Source organism: Pararhodobacter zhoushanensis, from assembly GCF_025949695.1.
Classification (GTDB): domain Bacteria; phylum Pseudomonadota; class Alphaproteobacteria; order Rhodobacterales; family Rhodobacteraceae; genus Pararhodobacter; species Pararhodobacter zhoushanensis_A.
Genome location: NZ_JAPDFL010000002.1, coordinates 1 through 20423, shown reverse-complemented (window position 1 = coordinate 20423; position 20423 = coordinate 1). Strand labels below are relative to the sequence as shown.

Annotated in this window: 16 protein-coding genes; 9 read left to right on the top strand and 7 right to left on the bottom strand. The window is 65.8% G+C overall.

What is annotated here, in order from left to right; translation table 11 throughout:
* Nucleotides 1-14: 14 nt before the first annotated feature.
* The 5 genes from OKW52_RS22205 (at nt 15) to OKW52_RS22185 (ending at nt 6299) form a co-directional block, all read left to right on the top strand.
* Entirely contained in the window at nt 15-1307 is a 1293-nt protein-coding gene (locus tag OKW52_RS22205; RefSeq protein ID WP_264507775.1) for an ABC transporter substrate-binding protein, read from the top strand.
* Between the two features lie 75 nt (nt 1308-1382).
* Complete coding sequence (locus OKW52_RS22200; protein WP_264507774.1) at nt 1383-2825, top strand: FAD-dependent oxidoreductase; 1443 nt, start codon at nt 1383-1385, stop codon at nt 2823-2825.
* Nucleotides 2826-2849: 24 nt separating this feature from the next.
* Nucleotides 2850-4478 (top strand): FGGY-family carbohydrate kinase, encoded by a 1629-nt coding sequence (locus OKW52_RS22195; RefSeq protein WP_264507773.1) that lies wholly within the window; start codon nt 2850-2852, stop codon nt 4476-4478.
* The gene (locus tag OKW52_RS22190; protein WP_264507772.1) at nt 4478-5548 is read left to right on the top strand and encodes an ABC transporter ATP-binding protein; all 1071 of its coding nucleotides are present in this window, start codon (nt 4478-4480) and stop codon (nt 5546-5548) included. The genes OKW52_RS22195 and OKW52_RS22190 overlap by 1 nt, the downstream gene beginning before the upstream one ends.
* Nucleotide 5549: 1 nt before the next feature.
* Entirely contained in the window at nt 5550-6299 is a 750-nt protein-coding gene (locus tag OKW52_RS22185) for an SDR family oxidoreductase (RefSeq protein ID WP_264507771.1), read from the top strand.
* 129 nt (nt 6300-6428) lie between these two features.
* On the opposite strand, the gene OKW52_RS22180 is transcribed toward OKW52_RS22185, so the two are convergent.
* From OKW52_RS22180 to OKW52_RS22170, 3 genes are read right to left on the bottom strand one after another with little or no spacing between them, the layout of a single operon-like run.
* A complete protein-coding gene (locus OKW52_RS22180; protein ID WP_264507770.1) occupies nt 6429-7802 on the bottom strand; it encodes an efflux transporter outer membrane subunit in 1374 nt (457 codons plus the stop codon).
* Nucleotides 7799-10900 (bottom strand): efflux RND transporter permease subunit, encoded by a 3102-nt coding sequence (locus OKW52_RS22175; protein WP_264507769.1) that lies wholly within the window; start codon nt 10898-10900, stop codon nt 7799-7801. Before OKW52_RS22175 ends, OKW52_RS22180 begins: the two co-directional genes overlap by 4 nt.
* Nucleotides 10901-10905: 5 nt before the next feature.
* Nucleotides 10906-12069 (bottom strand): efflux RND transporter periplasmic adaptor subunit, encoded by a 1164-nt coding sequence (locus tag OKW52_RS22170; RefSeq protein WP_264507768.1) that lies wholly within the window; start codon nt 12067-12069, stop codon nt 10906-10908.
* Between the two features lie 102 nt (nt 12070-12171).
* Between OKW52_RS22170 and OKW52_RS22165 the strand changes: the two genes are divergently transcribed.
* Complete coding sequence (locus tag OKW52_RS22165; RefSeq protein WP_264507767.1) at nt 12172-12762, top strand: TetR/AcrR family transcriptional regulator; 591 nt, start codon at nt 12172-12174, stop codon at nt 12760-12762.
* Nucleotides 12763-12862: 100 nt separating this feature from the next.
* Here OKW52_RS22165 and OKW52_RS22160 read toward each other — a convergent pair whose 3' ends face one another.
* Genes OKW52_RS22160 through OKW52_RS22150 form a run of 3 tightly spaced genes read right to left on the bottom strand, consistent with a single transcriptional unit; the run spans nt 12863 to nt 15866 of the window.
* Nucleotides 12863-14245, bottom strand: coding sequence for an aminotransferase (locus OKW52_RS22160; RefSeq protein WP_264507766.1), 1383 nt, complete (start codon nt 14243-14245; stop codon nt 12863-12865).
* A 12-nt stretch (nt 14246-14257) separates the two neighbouring features.
* Entirely contained in the window at nt 14258-14941 is a 684-nt protein-coding gene (locus OKW52_RS22155) for an aspartate/glutamate racemase family protein (protein ID WP_264507765.1), read from the bottom strand.
* The gene (locus tag OKW52_RS22150; RefSeq protein WP_264507764.1) at nt 14934-15866 is read right to left on the bottom strand and encodes a 3-hydroxyacyl-CoA dehydrogenase NAD-binding domain-containing protein; all 933 of its coding nucleotides are present in this window, start codon (nt 15864-15866) and stop codon (nt 14934-14936) included. The genes OKW52_RS22155 and OKW52_RS22150 overlap by 8 nt, the downstream gene beginning before the upstream one ends.
* Nucleotides 15867-16048: 182 nt before the next feature.
* Here OKW52_RS22150 and OKW52_RS22145 point away from each other — a divergent pair, with 182 nt between their 5' ends.
* Genes OKW52_RS22145 through OKW52_RS22135 form a run of 3 tightly spaced genes read left to right on the top strand, consistent with a single transcriptional unit; the run spans nt 16049 to nt 18946 of the window.
* On the top strand, nt 16049-16807 hold the full coding sequence (locus tag OKW52_RS22145) for an SDR family NAD(P)-dependent oxidoreductase (RefSeq protein WP_264507763.1): 759 nt from the start codon (nt 16049-16051) through the stop codon (nt 16805-16807).
* Nucleotides 16808-16866: 59 nt separating this feature from the next.
* Complete coding sequence (locus OKW52_RS22140) at nt 16867-18231, top strand: glutamine synthetase family protein (RefSeq protein WP_264507762.1); 1365 nt, start codon at nt 16867-16869, stop codon at nt 18229-18231.
* Between the two features lie 7 nt (nt 18232-18238).
* Entirely contained in the window at nt 18239-18946 is a 708-nt protein-coding gene (locus OKW52_RS22135; protein ID WP_264507761.1) for a GntR family transcriptional regulator, read from the top strand.
* A 419-nt stretch (nt 18947-19365) separates the two neighbouring features.
* Here the strand turns inward: OKW52_RS22135 and OKW52_RS22130 are convergent.
* Nucleotides 19366-20423, bottom strand: a 1058-nt coding sequence (locus tag OKW52_RS22130; RefSeq protein ID WP_264507760.1) for an AMP-binding protein, incomplete at its 5' end; no start/stop codon positions are given.

Sequence of the window (20423 nt, the reverse complement as noted above, 5' to 3'; positions counted from 1 at the left end):
AAAGGGAGGAAACCATGAAAGACCTGAGAACCGGACTAACCCGTCGCCGTCTTCTGGGCACGGCTATCGGAGGGGCGGCAGCCATGGCCGCGTTCCCAAGCTGGGCGCAAGCGCGCACGCTCAACATCCTCAGCCATGCCGTGCACGAGCGCGTGCTGGGCACCGCCGAGGGCGATCTGCTGGCGGAGTGGAAGGCTGCGAATGACGCCAGCCTCAGCTTCACCACCTTCGATTCGAACCCGTTGCAGGACCGGCTCTTCCGTGAGGCCAGCCTGCCCGAAACCGAGTATTCGGTGGGGTATCTGATCGACAACCGCCCGACCTCGGACATTGCGGCGCTGTTCGAGCCGCTCGGCCCGCTGAATGACGCCAATCCGATCGAGGATTTCGGCGACATCGCCCCCGGCTTGATTCAGGGCATGACGGTGGATGGCAATCTGATCGGCATCCCTGTGCGCCACGCCACGCAGGCCCTGTTCTACAACGAGGCGCTGCTGGAAGAAGCGGGCATTTCCGCCCCGCCGCAAACGCTGGAAGAGCTGGTAGAGCAGGCCAATCAACTGACCTTCACCTCTTCTGCCGGGACGCCGGTGACCGGCATGGTGCTGGCCAGCGATCTGGCGGTGTTCCCGGTGATGTTCGCTCGGGCCTTTGGCGGCGATTTCATCACGCATGACTTCCAACTGGTGCCTGACCGCGCCGCGATGGAGCAGGGGCTGTCCGTCCTGCGCGGCCTGTTCGAGGCGGGCGCGCTGCCGCGCAGCTATGCCGCGACGCGCAATGACGACATGGTAACATGGATGCAGCAGGGCCGCGCGGCCTTCACCGTGCTGCCCTTCGCCCGGTTCGCGCAGCTCAACAATCCCGAGCAGAGCAACTTCGCCGGTCGCATCAAGGCGATTCCCTTCCCCGGCTCGTCGACGCTGCCCGCCGGCACGCCGATGTCGGCGGTGGTCGAGGCCTGGGCAATGGTCATTCCGCGCAACGCGACCGACAAGGAACTGGCGTGGTCCTATATCCGCGAAGTTGCCAGCAAGCGCGTGACGCTGGGCATGGCGCTGAACGGCAACGGGCCGGTGCGGGTGTCCAGCTATGCCGATCCCGCGCTGATGCAGGCCAATGCCGTGGCCGAAATCGAAGCCGCTGTGCTGGCCGATGCGCGCGGGGCCTTCCCGCCCTTCCCCGAAGCGGCGCGCGCGCAGGCAACGATGCTGGAAGAAGTTCAGCTTGCCGTGCTGGGCCGCAAGAGCGTGACCGACGCCGTCGGCGCGATCATCGACCGCGTTGGCCCGATGATGCCCGCCTGACCCTGTGGCGCCGGGCCTCTGCAGGTCCGGCGCACGCCCCCACTTTTCCCCACTGATCCCAACAAGGACTGACCGATGACCGCTCCTCAGGTCCGCAGCATCGAAGAACCTGCCCGCAAGATCCCCGTCGCCGCCGAGTATGATGTGCTGGTTGTCGGGGGTGGCCCGTCGGGCCTGACCGCCGCTCTGGCCGCGTCCGAGGACGGGCTGCGCGTGGGTCTGGTCGAAAGCCGCAGCTTTGTCGGCGGCAACATGACCATTGGCCTGCCCGTGCTGGGCTTTCTGGGCCAGAAGGGCAATCGCATCATCGACGGTCTGCCCGAGGCGTTCATCCAGCGCCTGCGCGATGAGCGCGACGGCGCCAGCGAACACCGCCCCTGTCCGCTGCACATGGGCATCACGCTGGTCGAACCCGAGGCGGTCAAGACGGTCGCGTTGGATATGCTGACCGAGGCCGGGGTGGACGTGCTGTTCTACACCTTCTTTGCGGGCGTGGTGATGGACGGCGACACCATTCGCGGCATCATCACCGAAAGCAAAAGCGGGCGCAGTGCGTTGCTGGCGCGGGTGGTTATCGACTGCACCGGGGACGCGGATGTGGCGTACCGCGCCGGGGTGCCCTGCGAGAAGGGCAACGCGCAAGGCGGCATGCAGCCGCCGACGCTGATGTTCTGTCTGGGCGGCGTGGACACCGATGCGCTGCGGATGTCGATTGCCAATTCCCCACCCGAGGCGCGCACCTATCTGACAGATTTCATTCCGGCCGAATACTTTGGCCAGAACCACCAGTTCATCGTGGTTGGTCTGCGCGAACTTATGGCCAAGGCCAAGGCCGAGATGAATCTGACCATTCCCAACGAGCGGACGATCATCATCACCGGTCTGAAGAAGGGCGAGGTCTGGATCAACATGACGCGGGTGGCCGGGACCGATGGCACCGATGCCCGCAGCCTGACCAAGGGCGAGATCGAGGGCCGGGGCCAGATCGACGATATCGTCACCTATCTGACCAATTACGTGCCCGGTTTCGAGCAGGCCTATTTCACCAAGACCGCGCCGTTTCTGGGCATCCGCGAGACGCGGCGGATCAAGGGGCAATACGTCATGACGCAGGATGATGTCCTGTCGTGCCGTCACTTCGACGATGCCATCGCTGTCGCCAGCTATCCCATCGACATTCACCGCCCCGAGGATAACGGCTGCACGCTGATCTGGTGCGGCGATTGCTACGATATTCCCTACCGATCCCTGGTGCCGCAGAAAGTGGAAAACCTGCTGGTCGCCGGGCGCAGCATTTCGTGCACGCATGAGGCCATGGGCGCGATCCGCGTCATGGCCACCTGCATGGCGATGGGCGAGGCAGCCGGGCGCGCCGCGCGGATCTCGGCACGCGGAAACCGTCCGCCGTCCGAGATCGACGTGGCCGACCTGCGCCGTCAGCAATTGGAGCGCGGGGTCTATCTGCGCAATCCCGATGGCACCCGCGCCGCTGCGGGCGCGCGGCACCCTGCCTCGTGATCCTGCGTGGATAAGGAGCAAGCGATGACGGCCAGGTATCTTCTGGGCTGCGATGTCGGCACCGGCAGCGTTCGGGCGGGGATCTTTGATGTGGCGGGGACGCTGGTCGCGACCACCAGCGCACCGATCCGCACCTGGCGCGAGCCGGGCGATATCGCCGAGCAATCCTCGGACGATATCTGGCGCGCTGTCGCCACCTGCACCCGTGCGGCGCTGGCCAAGGCGGCGCTGACGGGGGCAGATATCGCCGGGGTCGGCTTTGACGCGACCTGTTCGCTGGTCGTGCTGGGCGAGGGCGGTCAGCCCTTGCCCGTGGGCACCCACGGCGACGCGGCGCGCAATGTCATCTTGTGGATGGACCACCGCGCGACCGGACAGGCCGAGCGGATCAACGCCACCGGCCACCGCGTGCTCGATTACGTAGGCGGCGCGCTGTCACCGGAAATGGAAACGCCCAAGCTTTTGTGGCTCAAGGAAAACCTGCCGCAGACATGGCAGGCGGCCCAACAGTTCATGGATCTGGCGGATTTCCTGACATGGCGGGCGACCGGCAGTCTGGACCGCTCGGTCTGCACGGTGACGTGCAAATGGACCTATCTGGCCCATGAAGACCGCTGGGATCCCGGCTATTTCGACACCATCGGCCTGGGCGATCTGGCGCAGGAAGGCTTCGCGCGGATCGGCACGACCGTTGTTCCTGCCGGAACCGCGCAGGGACGCGGCCTGACGCAGCAGGCGGCGGATGATCTGGGTCTGTTGGCGGGCACGCCCGTCGGGGCCGGGCTGATCGACGCCCATGCCGGTGGCATCGGGTCGCTGGGGGGCGGGGCCGAAAACCGCATGGCCTATGTCATGGGCACATCGGCCTGCACCATGGCCTCAAGCGCGCAGCCACGCTTCATTCCCGGCGTCTGGGGGCCATATCTGTCGGCGATGGTGCCGGGTCTGTGGCTGTCCGAAGGCGGACAATCCACCGCAGGTGCGGCAATCGAGCGGGTTCTGTCCCTGCACCCCGCCGCATCCGCGCTTCAGGCCGAGGCGCAGGCACTGGGGCAATCGTTGCCCGATCTGCTGGCCGACCGTGCGGCGGCCAGCGCCGCGTCGCTGTCCGAGGCCGTGCGCCTTGCTGCGGGGCTCATCGTGATCCCGGACTTTCTGGGCAACCGCGCGCCGCACGCCGACCCACAGGCGCGCGGGTTGATTGCCGGGCTGGACATGGCAGGCGACGCTGACAGCCTGCGGGCACTCTATGTCGCTGCCGTCACCGGGCTGGGCTATGGCCTGCGCCAGATCATCGCCGCCAGCCGCGCACAGGGCGCACAGATCGACGCGCTGGTGATCAGCGGCGGTGCCGGGCGTCACCCGGTTGTGCGCCAGCTTCTGGCCGATGCCACGGGCCTGCCCGTCGACATCCCGCGCAGCCCCGAGCCGGTTCTGCTGGGCGCAGCCATCCTGGGTGCGACCGCTGCGGGTGTCTTTGCGGATATCGGTGCTGCCATGACGGCGATGTCGCCCGTCGATACCACCGTTCCCCCCGCGACAGGGGCGCTGGCAACTCTGCATGCGGCCCGGTTTGCGGCCTATGAAACCCTTCAACGCGCCGAGGCTCAGGCCCGCGCCCATCTCGCTGCAACGCGCGAGGGAGACAGCTGATGACCGATCTGACCCTGCACAATCTCACCAAGAACTATGGCGCCGTTGACGTGATCCGCGGTGTCGATCTGGACATCAAGAGCGGTGAATTCGTGGTGTTCGTCGGGCCCTCGGGGTGCGGGAAATCCACGCTTTTGCGGATGATCGCCGGGCTTGAAGATATCTCGGGCGGCGATCTGACCATAGGCGGGCGGCGCTGCAACGATCTTGAGCCGCGTGATCGCGGCATTGCCATGGTCTTTCAATCTTACGCGCTCTACCCGCATATGAGCGTGCGGCAGAACATGAGCTTTGGCCTCAGTCTGGCAGGAACCCCCAAGGCCAAGATCAACGAAGACGTCATGGCGGCGGCGCGGATCCTGAAGCTGGAACCCCTCTTGGATCGCAAACCCAGCCAGCTGTCCGGCGGCCAGCGCCAGCGCGTGGCCATCGGGCGTGCCATCGTGCGCCAACCCTCGGTCTTTCTGTTCGACGAGCCGCTTTCCAACCTTGATGCCGCGTTGCGCATGGACATGCGGATGGAGATCGCCCGCCTGCACAAAGAGCTGGGCGCGACCATGATCTATGTGACGCATGATCAGGTCGAGGCGATGACGCTCGCCGACCGTATCGTCGTGCTTGAAGGCGGGCGCGTGCAACAGATCGGCGCGCCGATTGATGTCTATAAATCCCCCGCCAACCGCTTCGTTGCGGGGTTCATCGGCTCACCGCGCATGAATTTCCTGCCGGTCAGCGTCAGTGCTGCCACCGCCGAAACCGCAACCGTATCGGCCCCGTCGCTGGCACCGATCACGCTGCCGGCGAAGGGGTTTGCAGCCGGTCAAAGCGCCGTTCTGGGACTGCGCCCACAATATCTGCACCGCCAGCCCGCGCCCGGCATGTCCGCGCGCGTATCGGGGCAGGTGGTGCTGGTCGAACGTCTGGGGGCCGAAACCGTGGTCAATCTGCGTACCAGCGACGACCAGCAGGTGCTGGCCGTCTTGCCGCAGGATGCCGCCTTTGGTGCTGGCGAGACGGTTGATTTTCACTTTGAACCCACCGCCGCGCATCTGTTCGCGGCGGAGGCATGACATGAGTCACAAGGAGAACGCGGCGATGCAGGGGCTTTCGGACAAGGTAGCGGCGGTGACGGGCGCGGCATCGGGGATCGGACTGGAATGCGCGCGCGCGATGCTTGAGGCCGGCGCGCGGGTGGTGCTGATCGACCGCGCGCGGGACGCCCTGCACGCCTGCTGTGCCGAACTGGGCGATCAGGCGATCCCGCTGGTGGTGGACCTGTCCGACAGTGCCGCCGTTGCCGGAATGATGCCCGCCATCCTTGCGCTGACCGGCCAGCTGGACATTCTGCACGCCAATGCCGGGGCCTATGTCGGTGGCCCGGTGATCGACGGCGACCCAGATGCGTGGGACCGGATGCTGACCCTGAACATCAACGCGGTGTTTCGCTGTGTGCATGCGGTGTTGCCGCATATGATCGAGCGCAAGACGGGCGACATTCTGGTGACCAGCTCGATCGCCGGTGTTGTGCCGGTCGTGGGCGAGCCGATCTATACCGCGTCAAAACACGCCGTGCAGGCTTTCGTGCATACCCTGCGCCGTCAGGTGGCAAGCGCGGGTCTGCGGGTCGGCGCGGTGCTGCCCGGCCCGGTGGTCACCGCGCTGCTGGACGACTGGCCGCGCGACAAGCTTGAGGCTGAACTGGCATCCGGCGGATTGCTGGAACCGCGCGACGTGGCCGAAGCGGTCTTGTTCATGCTGACCCGTCCGCGCAGCGTGACGATCAGGGATCTGGTGATCCTGCCACAGCGCAACGACCTGTAAGATGCGCTGACGGGCGAGGTTGCACCACGCCCGCGCCGGCAAGATTTCGGCCGCGCTCCAACGGGAATGCGCGGCCGATTTTATTACATAACATCGCTTATCGGATTTGACGGCACGCCGAACCGGTGCTCAGGGTTGCTGAGCGCCGGCGCCGGTGGCGATCTGCAGCGCGGCCCATTCCAGCGCGCTGGCGTGGCGGGCGTTGGCAAGCGTCAGACGGGTGCTTGCCCGTGCGCGGTCGACCTCCAGCAGGTCAGGCAAGGGCAAGGCCCCGCCTTCGTAGCTTTGCATCGCCAGATCATACGCCCGGTCATACGCCGACAGCGCGGCGTTCAGCGTCGCGACCTGCTGGCGATAGCGCCGCAAGTTGGACTGCGCGGTCTGTACCCCGCCAACCGCTGCCGTGACCGACGCCCGCCAGGCGATCTCGGCCTGACGGGCCTCGGAAATCCGGCGATCACGGGCGGCGCGCAAGCCGCCCTGATTGAAGATCGGCAGCGACACCTGCGGGCCAAAGCCCCAGGCATTGCTGGCACCGACATCGCTGACCCGCCCGATCAAACTGACCGAGGGCAACAGATCCGCCGTCGCCACACCCACCCGCGCGACAGCGGCGGTCATGTCTTGCTCGGCGGCGCGGATATCGGGGCGCGCGCGCAGCAGATCCGCCGGAACGCCAGTCCCGGGGGTGGCCGGTGTCCGCAACTGCGGCGCACCGCGCTGCATTTGGCGCATCAAGCCGTCGGCGGGTTCGTTCAGCAGAACCGACAGCTGATAGACCTGCGCATCAAAACGCGCCGCCAACGTCGGCAGCTCAGAGCGCGTCAGCTCCAGCAATGCCTGCACCTGCGCCAGCTCGAACTGGGTCGCGGTGCCGGCGTTGATGCGCGAGCGGGTTATGTCGACCGTGCGCTCGCGGGAAGCGACCGTAGCGCGGGTCAAAGCCAGCGATTCCTGTGCTACCCGTGCGCTGCTGTAGGCTGCGATCACCTCGGCGACATAGGCCTGCCGCGTCACCTCGGCGCGGGCTTCGGCGGCGTGCAGATCGGCCTCGGCCCCCTGTCGGACCCGCAGCGCGCCGCCAAAGATGTCCAGCACGAACCCGGCATTCAGCGACGAACGGTTGGCCGCCGCCGAGGGCGTACCCTCGGCCCCGACCCGTTCGCGTGCCACCGTCGTCTCGCCGCCCAGCTGTCCGCTCAAGGGTGCCGCGCCGCGAACCCCGGCCTCTGCCGCACGGATACGCTCGTTCGCGGCGAGGATCGACAGGCTCTGACCCAACCCGCGCGACAGCAGTGCCGACAGCATCGGATCGCGGTACTCTGCCCAGAACGCCGGGGCCACAGTAGCCCGTGTCGTCACCCCCGCCTGACCGTCAAAGCTGGTCGGCAAGGCGATCTGCGGCGCGGCGAACGGGTCCGGCCCGACAGCCGCGCAGGCGCTCAGCGCCAACAGCGACACCAGACCCAGCGCGCGGGCGCTGCGATGAGAAACGCGGATCATGCGTTGCTTCCTTTCCGGCTGACCTTGCGGGCCACGCCGACCACAGCCACGTAGAACACCGGGATCACGAAGATACCGAACAGCGCCGACGTGGCGATACCGCCCAGAACCCCGATGCCGATGGAGTTCTGCGCCCCTGCCCCTGCCCCGGTAGCCAGCGCCAGCGGCAGAACGCCGAGAGCGAAGGCGAAGGTAGTCATCAGGATCGGACGCAGGCGCAGACGCGCGGCGGTAACGGCCGCATCCCACAGGCTGGCCCCCTGATGCAGCTGTGCCTGCGCGAATTCGACAATCAGGATCGCGTTTCGAGACGCAAGGCCGATTGTCGTGAGCAAGCCCACCTTGAGATAGACGTCATTCGACTGCCCGAAATACATCGCCGCCGCGATGGCACCCAGAATACCGATCGGCACGGTCATCAGCACCGCGATGGGCACCGACCAGCTTTCATAGAGCGCGGCCAGCGACAGGAACACCACCAGCGCCGACAGCGCGAACAGGATCGGGGCCTGATTGCCCGACAGCCGTTCCTGGAACGACAGCCCGGTCCAGGCGACGCCGAAATTGCCTTCAAGCCCGGCAACCATCTCTTCCATCGCCAGCATCGCATCGCCCGAAGACAGGCCCGGCGTCGCCGAGCCGCTGAGTTCCAGCGCGCGGGTGCCGTCAAAGCGGGACAGGCTTTGCGCCTGCTGCTGCCACGACGGCGACGAGAACGCGCCAAACGAGACCATCTCGCCGCTGCTGTTGCGGGCGAACCAGCGGCTGATGTCGTCGGGTTGCGAGCGGGCCTCGGGGTCGCCTTGCACGATCACCGGGCGCAGGTCGTTGCCCAAGGCGAAATCGTTGACGTTGGCGCCTGAGAAGATCACCGCCAGCATCGCGTTGATCTCGCGCAGGGACAGGCCATAGGCCGCCGCGCGCTGCTGGTCGATGTCCAGCCGCAGCGCGGTTTGCGGCGGCGCGGACGAGCCGCGCACACCGGTCACACGACCATCGGTCTGCGCTTGCGCCATCAGTTGGCCGACAGCGGCGCTCAGCGCCTCCTGACCCTGCCCGCTCTGGTCGACCAGATACATGTTGAAGCCCGACGACACACCCAGCGACGGAATCGCCGGCGGCTGCAGCACGTAGACCGTGCCCGCACGGTTGGTCATGTAGAAGTAACCATTGGCGCGCTGGGTCAGGTCGTTCAGCGAAAGGCCTTCACGATCCGCATAGTCGCGCAGGCGAACGAAGGTCATCGCATAGCTCTGCCCCATGCCCGAGAAGCCAAAGCCGATCACCGAGAACACCGCCTCGACGCTCTCGCTTTCGTTTTCCAGCATGTAGGTTTCGACCTGCTCGACCAGCGTGCGCGTCTGCTGGATGGTCGAACCCGTCGGGGTTTCGATCATCACCATCAGCACGCCCTGATCCTCAGGCGGCAGGAACGAGCCCGGCAGATCCTGAAACAGAATAAAGACGCCGTAGCACACCGCGCCCAGCATCAGCACGATCCGCAAGGGCCTGCGCACCAGCCAGCCAACCGACCCGCCAAAGCCGTTGGTCAGCTTGTCCATGCCGGTGTTGAACCAGCGCGCCGGTGCAATCTTGCGATGCGAGGGGCGCAGCAGGCTGGCGCACATCGCGGGCGTCAGGATCAGCGCGACGCCCAGCGACAAGACCATCGCGGTGATGATCGTGACCGAGAACTGCCGGTAGATCACCCCGGTAGAGCCGCCCATGAAGGCCATCGGCACAAAGACCGCCGACAGAACCAGCACGATGCCGACCAGCGCCGAGGAAATCTCGCGCATGCTCTTCTCGGTGGCTTCGACCGGACCGAGGTTATCCTCGTGCATGACGCGTTCGACGTTTTCGACCACGACGATGGCGTCATCGACGAGCAACCCGATGGCCAGCACCATTGCGAACATGGTCAGGGTGTTGATCGAATAGCCCGCGACCGCCAGCACGCCGAAGGTGCCTAACAGAACCACGGGGATCGCCAGCACCGGAATGATCGTCGCCCGCCAGCTTTGCAGGAAGATCAGGATGACGATAAACACCAGCACCACGGCTTCGCCGAGCGTCACATAGACCTGATGGATCGACTCGGCGACAAAGGGTGAGGTGTCAAAGGGATAGACCACCTCAACCCCATCGGGCAGCGCCGCCTCCAGTTGGGACATCGTGCCGCGTACGGCCTCGGCGACGGCGACCGCGTTGGCCCCTGTCGCCAGATTGACGGCAAAACCGGTGGACGGATAGCCGTTATAGCGGGACTCGAACTCGTAGCTTTCCTGCCCGATCTCGATGCGGGCCACATCGCCCAGAAACACCGCCGAGCCATCGGTGGCGACGCGCAGCAGAATCCGCTCGAACTCTTCAACCGTCGACAACTGCGACTGCGCCGAAACCGGGATGGTGATCTGCTGGCCATAGGTTGCAGGCGCAGCCCCCAGCGTGCCGACGACGACGTTGGTGTTCTGTTCCGCCACGGCAGCGGTCACGTCAGAGGGCGTGACCTGAAACTGCGCCATGCGCATCGGGTCCAGCCAGATCCGCATCGCGTAATTCGCCGCAAAGCTCTGGATCGAGCCGACGCCATCGGTGCGCAGGATGCGATCCTCGACCAGACGGGCAGAGAAATCGCTCAGCTCATGCGCGGTGTAGCGCCCGTCCGGCGAGGTGAGCGACACCACCATCAGAATGGACGAGGTCGAGCGCGACACCGAGACACCGTTCTGCTGCACCACATCGGGCAGCTGCTGGCTGACCAGTTGCAACTGGTTCTGAACCTGAACCTGCGCGATGTCGGGATTGACGGAATCGTCAAAGGTCAGCGTCACCGAGGCGCGGCTCGGGGATGAACTGGCGGTCATGTATTGCAGACCGTCAAGGCCGGTCATGCCATCCTCGATCACCGTGGTGACCGAGGCTTCGACGATCTCCGCCGAAGCCCCCGGATAACTGCCCGAGATCCGCACGGTGGTCGGTGCGATCTCGGGATATTGCGCGGTGGGCAGCGTGGACAGGCCAAGACCGCCTGCCAGCATGGTGACAAGCGCCAGAACCCAGGCAAACACCGGGCGATGAATGAAAAACTGTGCCATGACTGTTAGTTCCCGCTCGGCGCTTCTTGGGGTGTCGGTCGGACAACCCCGTCCTCGCCAACCGTGGCAGGAACCGGCACGACCTCCATCCCCGGGGCAATCCGGGACAGCGCGTCGACGATAAGCAGCGTGCCGGGCTCCAGCCCCTCAGGCACGATCCAGTGATGGTCCTGCGAGCCGGTCGCGGTCAGGGCGCGTTGCACAACATGGCCGTCTTCGACCACCATGACGGTAATGGCACCGGTCTGATCGCGCCGCGCGGCGGTTTGGGGCACCAAAAACACATCGCTTTCGCCAAAGACGATCCGACCGCGCAGGAACATGCCCGGAATGATCAGGCCTTCGGGGTTTTCAAAGCGAAAGCGCATCTCGATGGCGCCGGTGGACATCGACACGCTGGTGCCGGGCGCGACCAGTTCGCCGCGCGCCTCGTATTGGCGTCCGCTTTCCAGCGTCAGGGTTGCGGTCAGCTCGTCTGCCTGACGAAGCTGCCCGGTGCGCGATTCTTCAACGACGCGCTGCAACCGGACCGCTGGCTCCAGCAGATCCACCTCGATCGGGTCAAGCCGCGTCACCGTCGCCAGTGCGGCTTGCTGATTGGCCGCGACCAGATCACCAACCGTGACGCTGGCCAGACTGGCGATGCCGGAGATCGGGCTGGAAACGGTGGTCCAGCTCAGTTCCAGTTCGGACATCTGAAAGCGCGATTGCGCCCCGGCAAGCGCGGCTTCGGCCTGATCCAGCGTGGCGCGCAGGTTGTCCACCTCGGCCTGCGTCGCGCCCGAGCCGACCAGCCTTTCGGCCCGCTCGAACGAAGTCCGCGCCTGACGTACGACAGCCTCGGCCGACACGACATTGGACTGCGCCTGCGTCACTGCCGCCTGTTGCACCAGCGGATCGATGCGGAACATGGGCGTGCCGGCGTCGATCGGCGTGCCCGGTCGATACAGGATCTCGCTGATGATCCCGCCAACCCGCGGGCGAATCGCCACTTCTTCCGAGGCGACAGCCCGGCCGGGCACGTCCAGAACGCGCGCCACGGGCTGCGGCTGCAGTTCAATCACGCCGACGTTCTGCGGCGGCGGCGTCTGCGCCAGCACGGGCCCGGCCATGACCATGAACACCGCCGCCACCATCGTGGCAGATCTTGACCTTTTCCCGCACTTCATCCGCGACTCCTGTAAGATAGTCTTGCTTGCATGTCGTGCATCACATGCATAACTTGCAGTCAATGCAAAAAGGTGAGATTCGTACAACCAGATGGCTGACAGATGAAAAAATGCACGCTCAGTCTCCGCGAGCGTCGTCGCAACCAGACGGCGGAAGAGATCCAGCGGGCGACGCTGCGACTGGTCGAATCCATCGGGTATGAGCACGTCACCGCCGAACTGATCGCGACCGAGGCCGGACTCAGCGTGCGCACCTTTTTTAACTATTATCCCAACAAGTTGGCCGCTGCTGTCGGGCCCGAGATCCTGTTCCCCGACGATGCCATTGCTCATTTTGCGACAGGCAAGGGCACGCTGCTGGACGATGCGGCGCAGCTGCTGAAGGACCATATGTCCGACCGCAGCCCTGAAAAATCGACGATCGAGATCATATTCCGGCTGGCCGATAAAGTCCCTGAATTGGCAAGGGCCTTCATGGACTGCTCCACCGCTTTGATTCGTCAACTCTCGTCGGCGATCATCGAACGGAACCAAGCGATTGATCCCGTCACCGCCGATTTGATCGCCCGCGTCATCATGTTGGGTTTCAGCGCGGTGATCGGGGCGTGGTCCACCGACAAGGACATGACCATCGACGGCGCCATGGAGATCTTCATTGACCAGTTGCGCGCGGTTGCGACAGCCTTTGGCTAGCGCACCGGCACGATAGCGTTGGCTTCAGCGGTGCAGAGCGCAGCGCGCCGCTGAAGCATCGGTCGCCTTTGCGGCGTTTACGGTTCTGTCCCGCCGCGCGTCAGCGCAGCGCGTCCAGTTCGGGCATCGCCGCTGCCAGCGCGCGGGCGTAGCGCTTGCCGGCCTCGACGATCTCGGCTTCGGTCACACACAGCGGCGGCGAGAACGACGTCACCGGGCGATACGGCAGGCCACGGGTCAGAACGCCGTGCTGCATGGCGTGTTTCGCGACGATCTTGTGCGGCGTGCCCCCTGCGCGGAAGCCCGCGAACTCAACGCCCGCCATCAGCCCGACGCCGCGCACATCGCCGACATGCGGGTTGCCTTGCGTCGCCTCGCGCAACGACTCCAGCAGCACCGGGGCCAGACGGGCGGCGTTTTCCACCATGCCCTCACGCTCGATCACGTCGAGATTGGCCAGCGCCACCGCCGCGCCGACCGGGTGGCCGGAATAGGTGAAGCCGTGCATGATCGCGCCGCGCTCTTCGGACGCACCCGCGAACACCTCCCACATGCGGTTCGAGATGATCGAGGCCGACATCGGGAAATAGGCGCTGGTCAGCCCTTTGGCGAGCGAGACGATATCAGGGCGCAGCCCATAGGTGCCACAGCCGAACCATTGTCCGGTGCGCCCGAAACCGGTGATAACCTCATCCGCGATCAGCAAAATGTCATGCCGGTCAAGCACTTGCTGGACGCGAGCGAAGTATCCCTCGGGCGGCAGCAGCACGCCGCCGGTGCCCATCACCGGCTCGGCGATGAAGGCCGCGATGGTATCGGCGCCTTCCCGCGCGATCATCTCTTCCAGCTCGACGATCAGGCGGTCGGTGAACGCCGCTTCGCTTTCTCCCGGCTGCGCGAAGGCAAAATGATGCGGGCAGCTGGTGTGCAGCACGCCTTTGATCGGCAGATCGAAGGCGGTGTGATAGCCTTCGATCCCGGTCAGGCTGCCCGAGGCCAGCGTGAGTCCGTGATAGGCACCCTGCCGCGCGATGATCTTCTTCTTGGCAGGTTTGCCGCGCAGGTTGTTGTAATAGATCACCAATTTCATCGCGGTGTCATTGGCATCTGACCCCGAGTTGCCAAAGAACACCCGCGCCATGTCCGAGCCCGGCACAGTATCGCGGAACAGGCCCAGCAGCCGGTCAGCCAGCCGGATCGTCGGTTCGGCCGAGGCGCCGCCAAAGAAATGCTGGAAGCTGAGCTTCTGCATCGCCTCGGCCCCGGCCTGCACCAGCTCGGGGCGGCCATAGCCGACATTCACGCACCACAGCCCCGCGCCCATATCGAGCAAGGTCTGCCCGGTGTCACGCGTCACCTCGACGCCCTGCGCCGAGGTATAGATCTGCGGGCCGTTAACCTCGATATCGTGAATCGACGTGACGGGATGGAACAGGCTCGCCTGATCCATCTGGGTCAGCGACATGTTGGACAGTTCGGTCATAGGGAATGCCTTTCAGGAGAGAGCGAGAAGACGGCGCAGGGCCAGAACCGCGCTGTCAGGTGTGGTGATGACGGGACAGGTCAGTTGCGGGCGCAGGCGCATCGCGGCGCGCGCAAGACTGAATTGTCCCAAAAGAACAACGTCCTGCGGCCCGATCTTCGCACAGGCATCAAGCACCGCAGCGTCATGACCGTCGCCGTCGCCCGCTTTGAGCGCATCGAGCGCACCATGGGCGAGCACCGGCGTGATCTTTATGGTCAGTCCCTGCGCGGCCGCCATGTGCTGCAGCTCTTGCGTGAGTGCTGGCAGCGAAGGCGCAAAGGTTACCACCAACGCAATACGCGGACCAATCGCCAGCGCTTCGGCAAAAGCTGCTTCATTCGGGCGCATCACGGGCAGGTTTTGGTCGGCTTTGACGGCCTCGATGGCCGGACCGAAAGCCGAGCAGGTGAACAGAATCGCTTGGGTGTCATGCGTCCCGCTGCCGCGTGCGGCATAGCGACCAAGGGTCAGGAACCGCTGGATCATCGCGGCGTCCAGTGAACCGGCTGCGGCAAGATCCACCGAGAGCGACGCATCGAGCAGGTCGGCGGTCTTGGCCTCGGGCCAATGCCGGGCAAAAGCCGCACGAATGGGCGCAACAGAGTCCTCCAGCGCGTGGATCAGGGCGATGCGCGAGGCCTTGAGGTCAGACATGAGGCGCTTCCTTGCGCGCGCGCAACGCGGCGATCAGCGCGTTGTCACGGGCAGTTTCCAGCGCAGCGATGCTCCGCCCCACCGCTTCACGCTCAACTCCCGCGACCAGCTCGGCCTGCACCGCGGCGCTGAGCGTCGGCGTGCCCAGTGCCGCCCAGCGGCGTTCCTGACTGGGGCCGAGATGCGCCAGATACCCGGCCATACCGCCCGCGCCGCCGCCCAGATGATAGGCCATATGCGCGCCCAGAACCGACCAGCGCAGCCCCGGTCCGTTGACAAGCGCGGCGTCGATCGCCTCGACATCGGCGATGCCGTCCTGAACCATGAACACCGCTTCACGCCATAGGGCCGAGGCGAGCCGGTTGGCGATGTGCCCGGTCGCGTCCTTTTTCAGCCGCACCGGCACTCGATCCGCGCGGCGATAGAGCGCCTCGGCCCGTGCAAGCCGGGCGGGATCGATGCCGTAGATCTCGACCAGCGGCACCAGATGCGGCGGGTTGAACGGATGGGCAGTGATCAGGCGCGCAGGATCGCGCAGCCCGGGACTGAGATCGGACCATGTGAGTGCCGAGGTCGACGACGCCAGCACTGCGTCATCGGCCATCAGCGCCTCAACCTGCGCATAAAGTGCGTGCTTCAGCGACAGGGATTCGGGCGCGTTTTCCTGAATCAGGTCCGCCCCCGCGACAGCTTGCTCCAGCGTATCACACAAGATCACACTGCCCCGAGGCCCGGCCTCAGGCGCAACCTCGGCCAGTTGCGCGCGCGGCACTGCCATGCGGGCTGACAGCCCGGACAGCGCCCCGTCCACCGGATCCCACACCCGCACCTCGGCACCGTGATGCACGAACAGCGCCGCCCAAGCCGCACCGATCAGGCCAGCGCCGAGGATTGCGATCTTCGGCGTTGAGGGGAGTTCATCCATGCGCCACCTTAAACTTGTGATCGCAGTTTACACCGGCGAAGACGCGGCGCAAGTGGGTCACTCCGCCGATATTTTCGTTTTGACATAGGCGATAGAGGCAAAGACAAAGCGACAAAACTGCCAAGATTGACTTTTGCGATCGCAAATTCTAGAGACGGGTTCAACCAAGTGACGAGCGCCCCATGCCCCCTGAAACCAAGCGCTGCGCAATTGTGACGGGTGCCACCTCGGGCATCGGCGAAGCGATTGCCGAGGAATTGGCCGCGCAAGGTTATGCGCTGTTTTTGGTCGGACGGCGGCAGGCGCAAGGCGCGGCGCTCACGGCCCGCTTGGCCGCCAACGGTACGCCCGCCCGGTTTCTGCGCGCGGATCTGTCGGATCGCAGCGCGTCCGAGGCGATTGTGCGGGACGCTGTCGAAACCTTTGGCCGCGTCGATGCGCTGATCAACAATGCGGGGCTGCTGTGCCATGGCACGGCCGAGGAAACCTCGGATGCGGACTGGGATCAGATGATGGATGTGAACCTCGGTGCTGTCTTTCGCCTGTCACGCGCCGCCCTGCCCGCCCTGCGCCGGAGCGGCGGTTCGATTGTGACGATTGCATCGGACTGGGCGCTGACCGGGGCGCGTGGGGCCGTGGCCTATGCGGTGTCCAAGGCGGCGGTCGCCCAGTTGACGCGCTGCATGGCGCTGGATCACGCCAGCGAGGGCATTCGCATCAACGCCGTGTGCCCGGGCGATACCGACACGCCAATGATCGCCGCCGGGCTGACAGGCGACGACAGAGCCGCCAGGCTTGCCAGCTACGGCGCTCAGGTTCCCATGGGACGGGTCGGCACGCCGCAAGATGTCGCACGGGTTGTGGCGTTTCTGCTGTCCGAGGCAGCAGGCTACATGACCGGCACGCTGATCCCGGTCGACGGCGGCATGACCGCCGGATAAGGCCTTTGCACTGGCCCTGCAGGCCATCCCCCACACCAATGACCAACAGAGTGCCGATCATGACCCACCGCCTCCGCGCACCGCTGTCCGAAGCGACCGACTTTCTGGCCGCCTATCCCGATGTGCAGGCCATCGATATCGTGCTCAGCGATCTGCACGGTGTGGGCCGGGGCAAGATCATTCGCCGACATGAGCTGGAAAGCCTGTTCACAGCGGGCCGCGGCATGCCTGCCTCGCTGTTCGCACAGGACGTGTCGGGCGATGATATCGAAGCGGCAATTGCGCTGATTCAGGACGGCGGCGGGGACAGCCGGTGCTGGCCGGTGCCGCAGACGCTGGGCTTTCATCAGGCCACCGGGCGCGGCGTCGTTCTGTTGCAGATGGAAGGCGCCGATGGTGCGCCCTGCCCGCTTGACCCGCGTGCCGCGCTGCTGGCGCAGATCGACCGGGCGCAGGGCATGGGTTTCACCCCGATGGGCGCGCTGGAGCTGGAATTCTACCTGCTCGACAAGGACCGTGACGGCGCGGGTCGCCCACAGCCCGCGCGCGCGCCGATGACCGGTCGGCGGTTGTCGCATACCAACTGCATGTCGGTCGATGAGCTGGACGAGATGGCGCCGTTCTTTGACGCCGTTTATGCAGGGGCAGCGGCGCTGGGTCTGCCGATGGAAAGTCTGATCTCGGAATACGCCGCCGGGCAGTTCGAACTGACCCTGCGCTACCGCGACCTGGCGCAGGCAACGGATGATATCGTGCGTGCCAAACGCCTGCTGCGCGCCAGCGCGCGGCGCTTTGGCATGGAGGCGTGCTTCATGGCCAAGCCGTTCTCGCGCAGTTCGGGCTCGGGAATGCATCTGCACCTGTCGCTGACCGATGCCGCCGGGGTGAACCTGTTCGCGGACCCGTCCGAAGGGACGCTGTCACCGCTGATGCTGCACGCCATTGGCGGCATCCGCGCCAGCATGGCCGTGTCGATGCTGGTGCTGGCGCCTGTGCTCAACAGCTGGCGGCGCTTTGCCGGGACGGTGTATTCGCCTGCCGCGAATACATGGGGAAATGAAGATCGCAACGTTGCCCTGCGCATTCCGGCGGGCAGCGCCAAGTCCCGCCACTTCGAGCACCGGGTGGCAGGGGTCGATGCCAACCCCTATCTGGTCGCCGCGATCACGTTGGGGGCGGCGCTGGACGGGATCGACGCGGGCACCACCCCGGGCATCGAGGGTGCCGGGGGCGCAGCGGCCTATCCCCCAATGCCGCGCAGCTGGCTGGACGCGATTGACGCGTTCGAGGCTTCGGACAGCATGAAATCCCTCCTTGGCGCACCCCTGCACGCGCTCTTCGCCGCGCTCAAGCGCGGCGAACACGACGCGCTGGCGGTCAGTGTCACCGATCTGGAATGGCAGCTCTACGGCACAACCCTGTGAGGCCCCGGTGACACCGCAACCGCCCCTTGGTCTGCACCCGATCGAGACCCAACCGCTGCACGAGCAGGTCTACGAGCGGCTGCGGCTGGCGTTGATGGCAGGTCAGATCGAACCGGGCCGCAAGCTGACGTCCCGCAAGTTGGCGCGCGAGCTGGGCACCAGTGACATGCCCGTGCGCTCGGCGCTGTTGCGGTTGCAGGCATTGCGGGCGCTGGATCAGCTGGCGAATGGCTCGATGATCCTGCCAGCGATGACCCGTGACCGCTTTGCCGATCTGATGGCGACACGGCTGGTGTGCGAGCCTGCGGCGACGCGGCTGGCCGTTGCAGGCATGACCCGCGCGCATCTGCTGCGCCTGCGCCAGATCGCTGTCGCACTCACCGCCGCGGCCGAGGATCAGGACATCGACGCCTATCTGCGCGCCAACCACGATTTCAAATTCGGCATCTATGCGGCCTGCGGATCGCCGTCGCTGCTGTTCCTGATCGAGACGCTCTGGCTACAGGTCGGCCCCTTTCTGCGCCAGTTCGGCGGCCAGTTCGACAACGACCTGCGCGGCATTCTGGCGCTGGATTACCACGACGAGATTGTCAAACGTCTGGAAGACAACGACGGCGAGGCCGCCGCCGATCTGTTGGCCCGCGATATCCGCGAGGGGTTTGCCTTCCTGATGGAAAGCGGCTCGTTTGAAGAGGGCGCAGACCCCGCTCCGTGAGACTTGACGCCGCATTCGGCATTGCCGCCCGGCGGAGGGTCGATGCCCTGCCTGGTGTCTTGTCCCGAGCTTCGAACCAGCGCCGCTTGGTTCCCTGCATGCGCGGTGGCTAGCGGGCCGTGGCGGCGCTGGACCAGACTATCCCGAGCGCCGCCGAAGAGCCGACGCCGGATGCCCGCGCCAACCGCCTGCCTTGCCAGCCTGCTGACCATCCGGTTCGACGGCCTGTTCCCCTTCTTGCGCACGACCGCCACGCAGGTATTGCCAGCAGAATTGCAGATAAAGAAGCGTGCCGCGACAATCCGCATACCCCAGCCATTCCGGCAGCAAGCCGTCTTGGTGCCGACAATAGCCCGCCCGAGGCACTGCCGGTTGAGAAAGCGCGCAGCGTCACCGCCCCGGCAGGGCAGCAGCGCGCCTTAAACGGCAGCGCGGCGGGCGATCTCCTCGTCGCGTAGGTCGCGGCGCGATGTCTTGCCAACCGCCGTGCGCGGCAATGCCGCGCGCAGTTCCAGTTCGGCGGGCATTTCATGCCGCCCCAGCCGCCCGTTCAGAAACGCGAGCAACACCGGCAGCGACAGCGGCTGCGCGCCGGGCCGCAGGACTACGAACGCCTTGGCCGCCTCGCCGCGATAGGGGTGCGGAATGCCGATCACCGCGACATCGGCGACATCAGGGTGTTCGTGGATCGCATTCTCAAGCGTCAGCGGATAGATGTTGAACCCCGAAGACACGATCAGCTCTTTCTTGCGATCGGTCAGAAAGAAGAAGCCGTCGGCGTCGCGGTGACCCACATCCCCGGTCAGCAACCAGCCATCCACGAAAGCCTCGCGCGTTTCGTCGGGGCAGTTGTGATATCCGGCCGTCACGTTGGGGCCGCGCACGCGCAATTCGCCGGTCTCACCAGCGCCCAGCACCCGGCGCGGATCGTCCAGCGCGACAATCTGCACCTCGACCCCCGGCAAGGGGATGCCGATGGTGCCCGCTTTGCCCTCGGGCATCTGCACCGGAATATTGGTGCCCGACGGGGCGGTCTCGGTCATGCCCCAGCCGCCGCGCAGCGCGAGCCCGGTCAACTGGCGCACGCGGCGCTCTACCTCGACCGGCAGCGGCGCGCCGCCGGACCCGGCATAGGACAGACTGGTCAGATCGCGCCGGTCAATGTCCGGCAACTGCGTGACAGCGATCCACGTCGTCGGCACCCCGCCGAACGCGCCAATGCGGTGGCGCTCGATCAGGTCCACCGCCTCGGCTGCATCAAAGCGTTGACGCAGGTAGACCAACCCACCCTCGGCCACCCGGCGCAGCAGGTTCGTCGTCAGCCCCAGAATGTGGAACAGCGGCGAATAGGTCAGGACCGACTGGCCCGGGCCGGCGTGCGCCTCGCTGCGGAACCATTCGGAATAAATCAGCGTCGCGGCGGAGAGGTTGCGATGCGTCAGGATCGCCGCACGCGCCTTGCCGGTCGTGCCGCCGG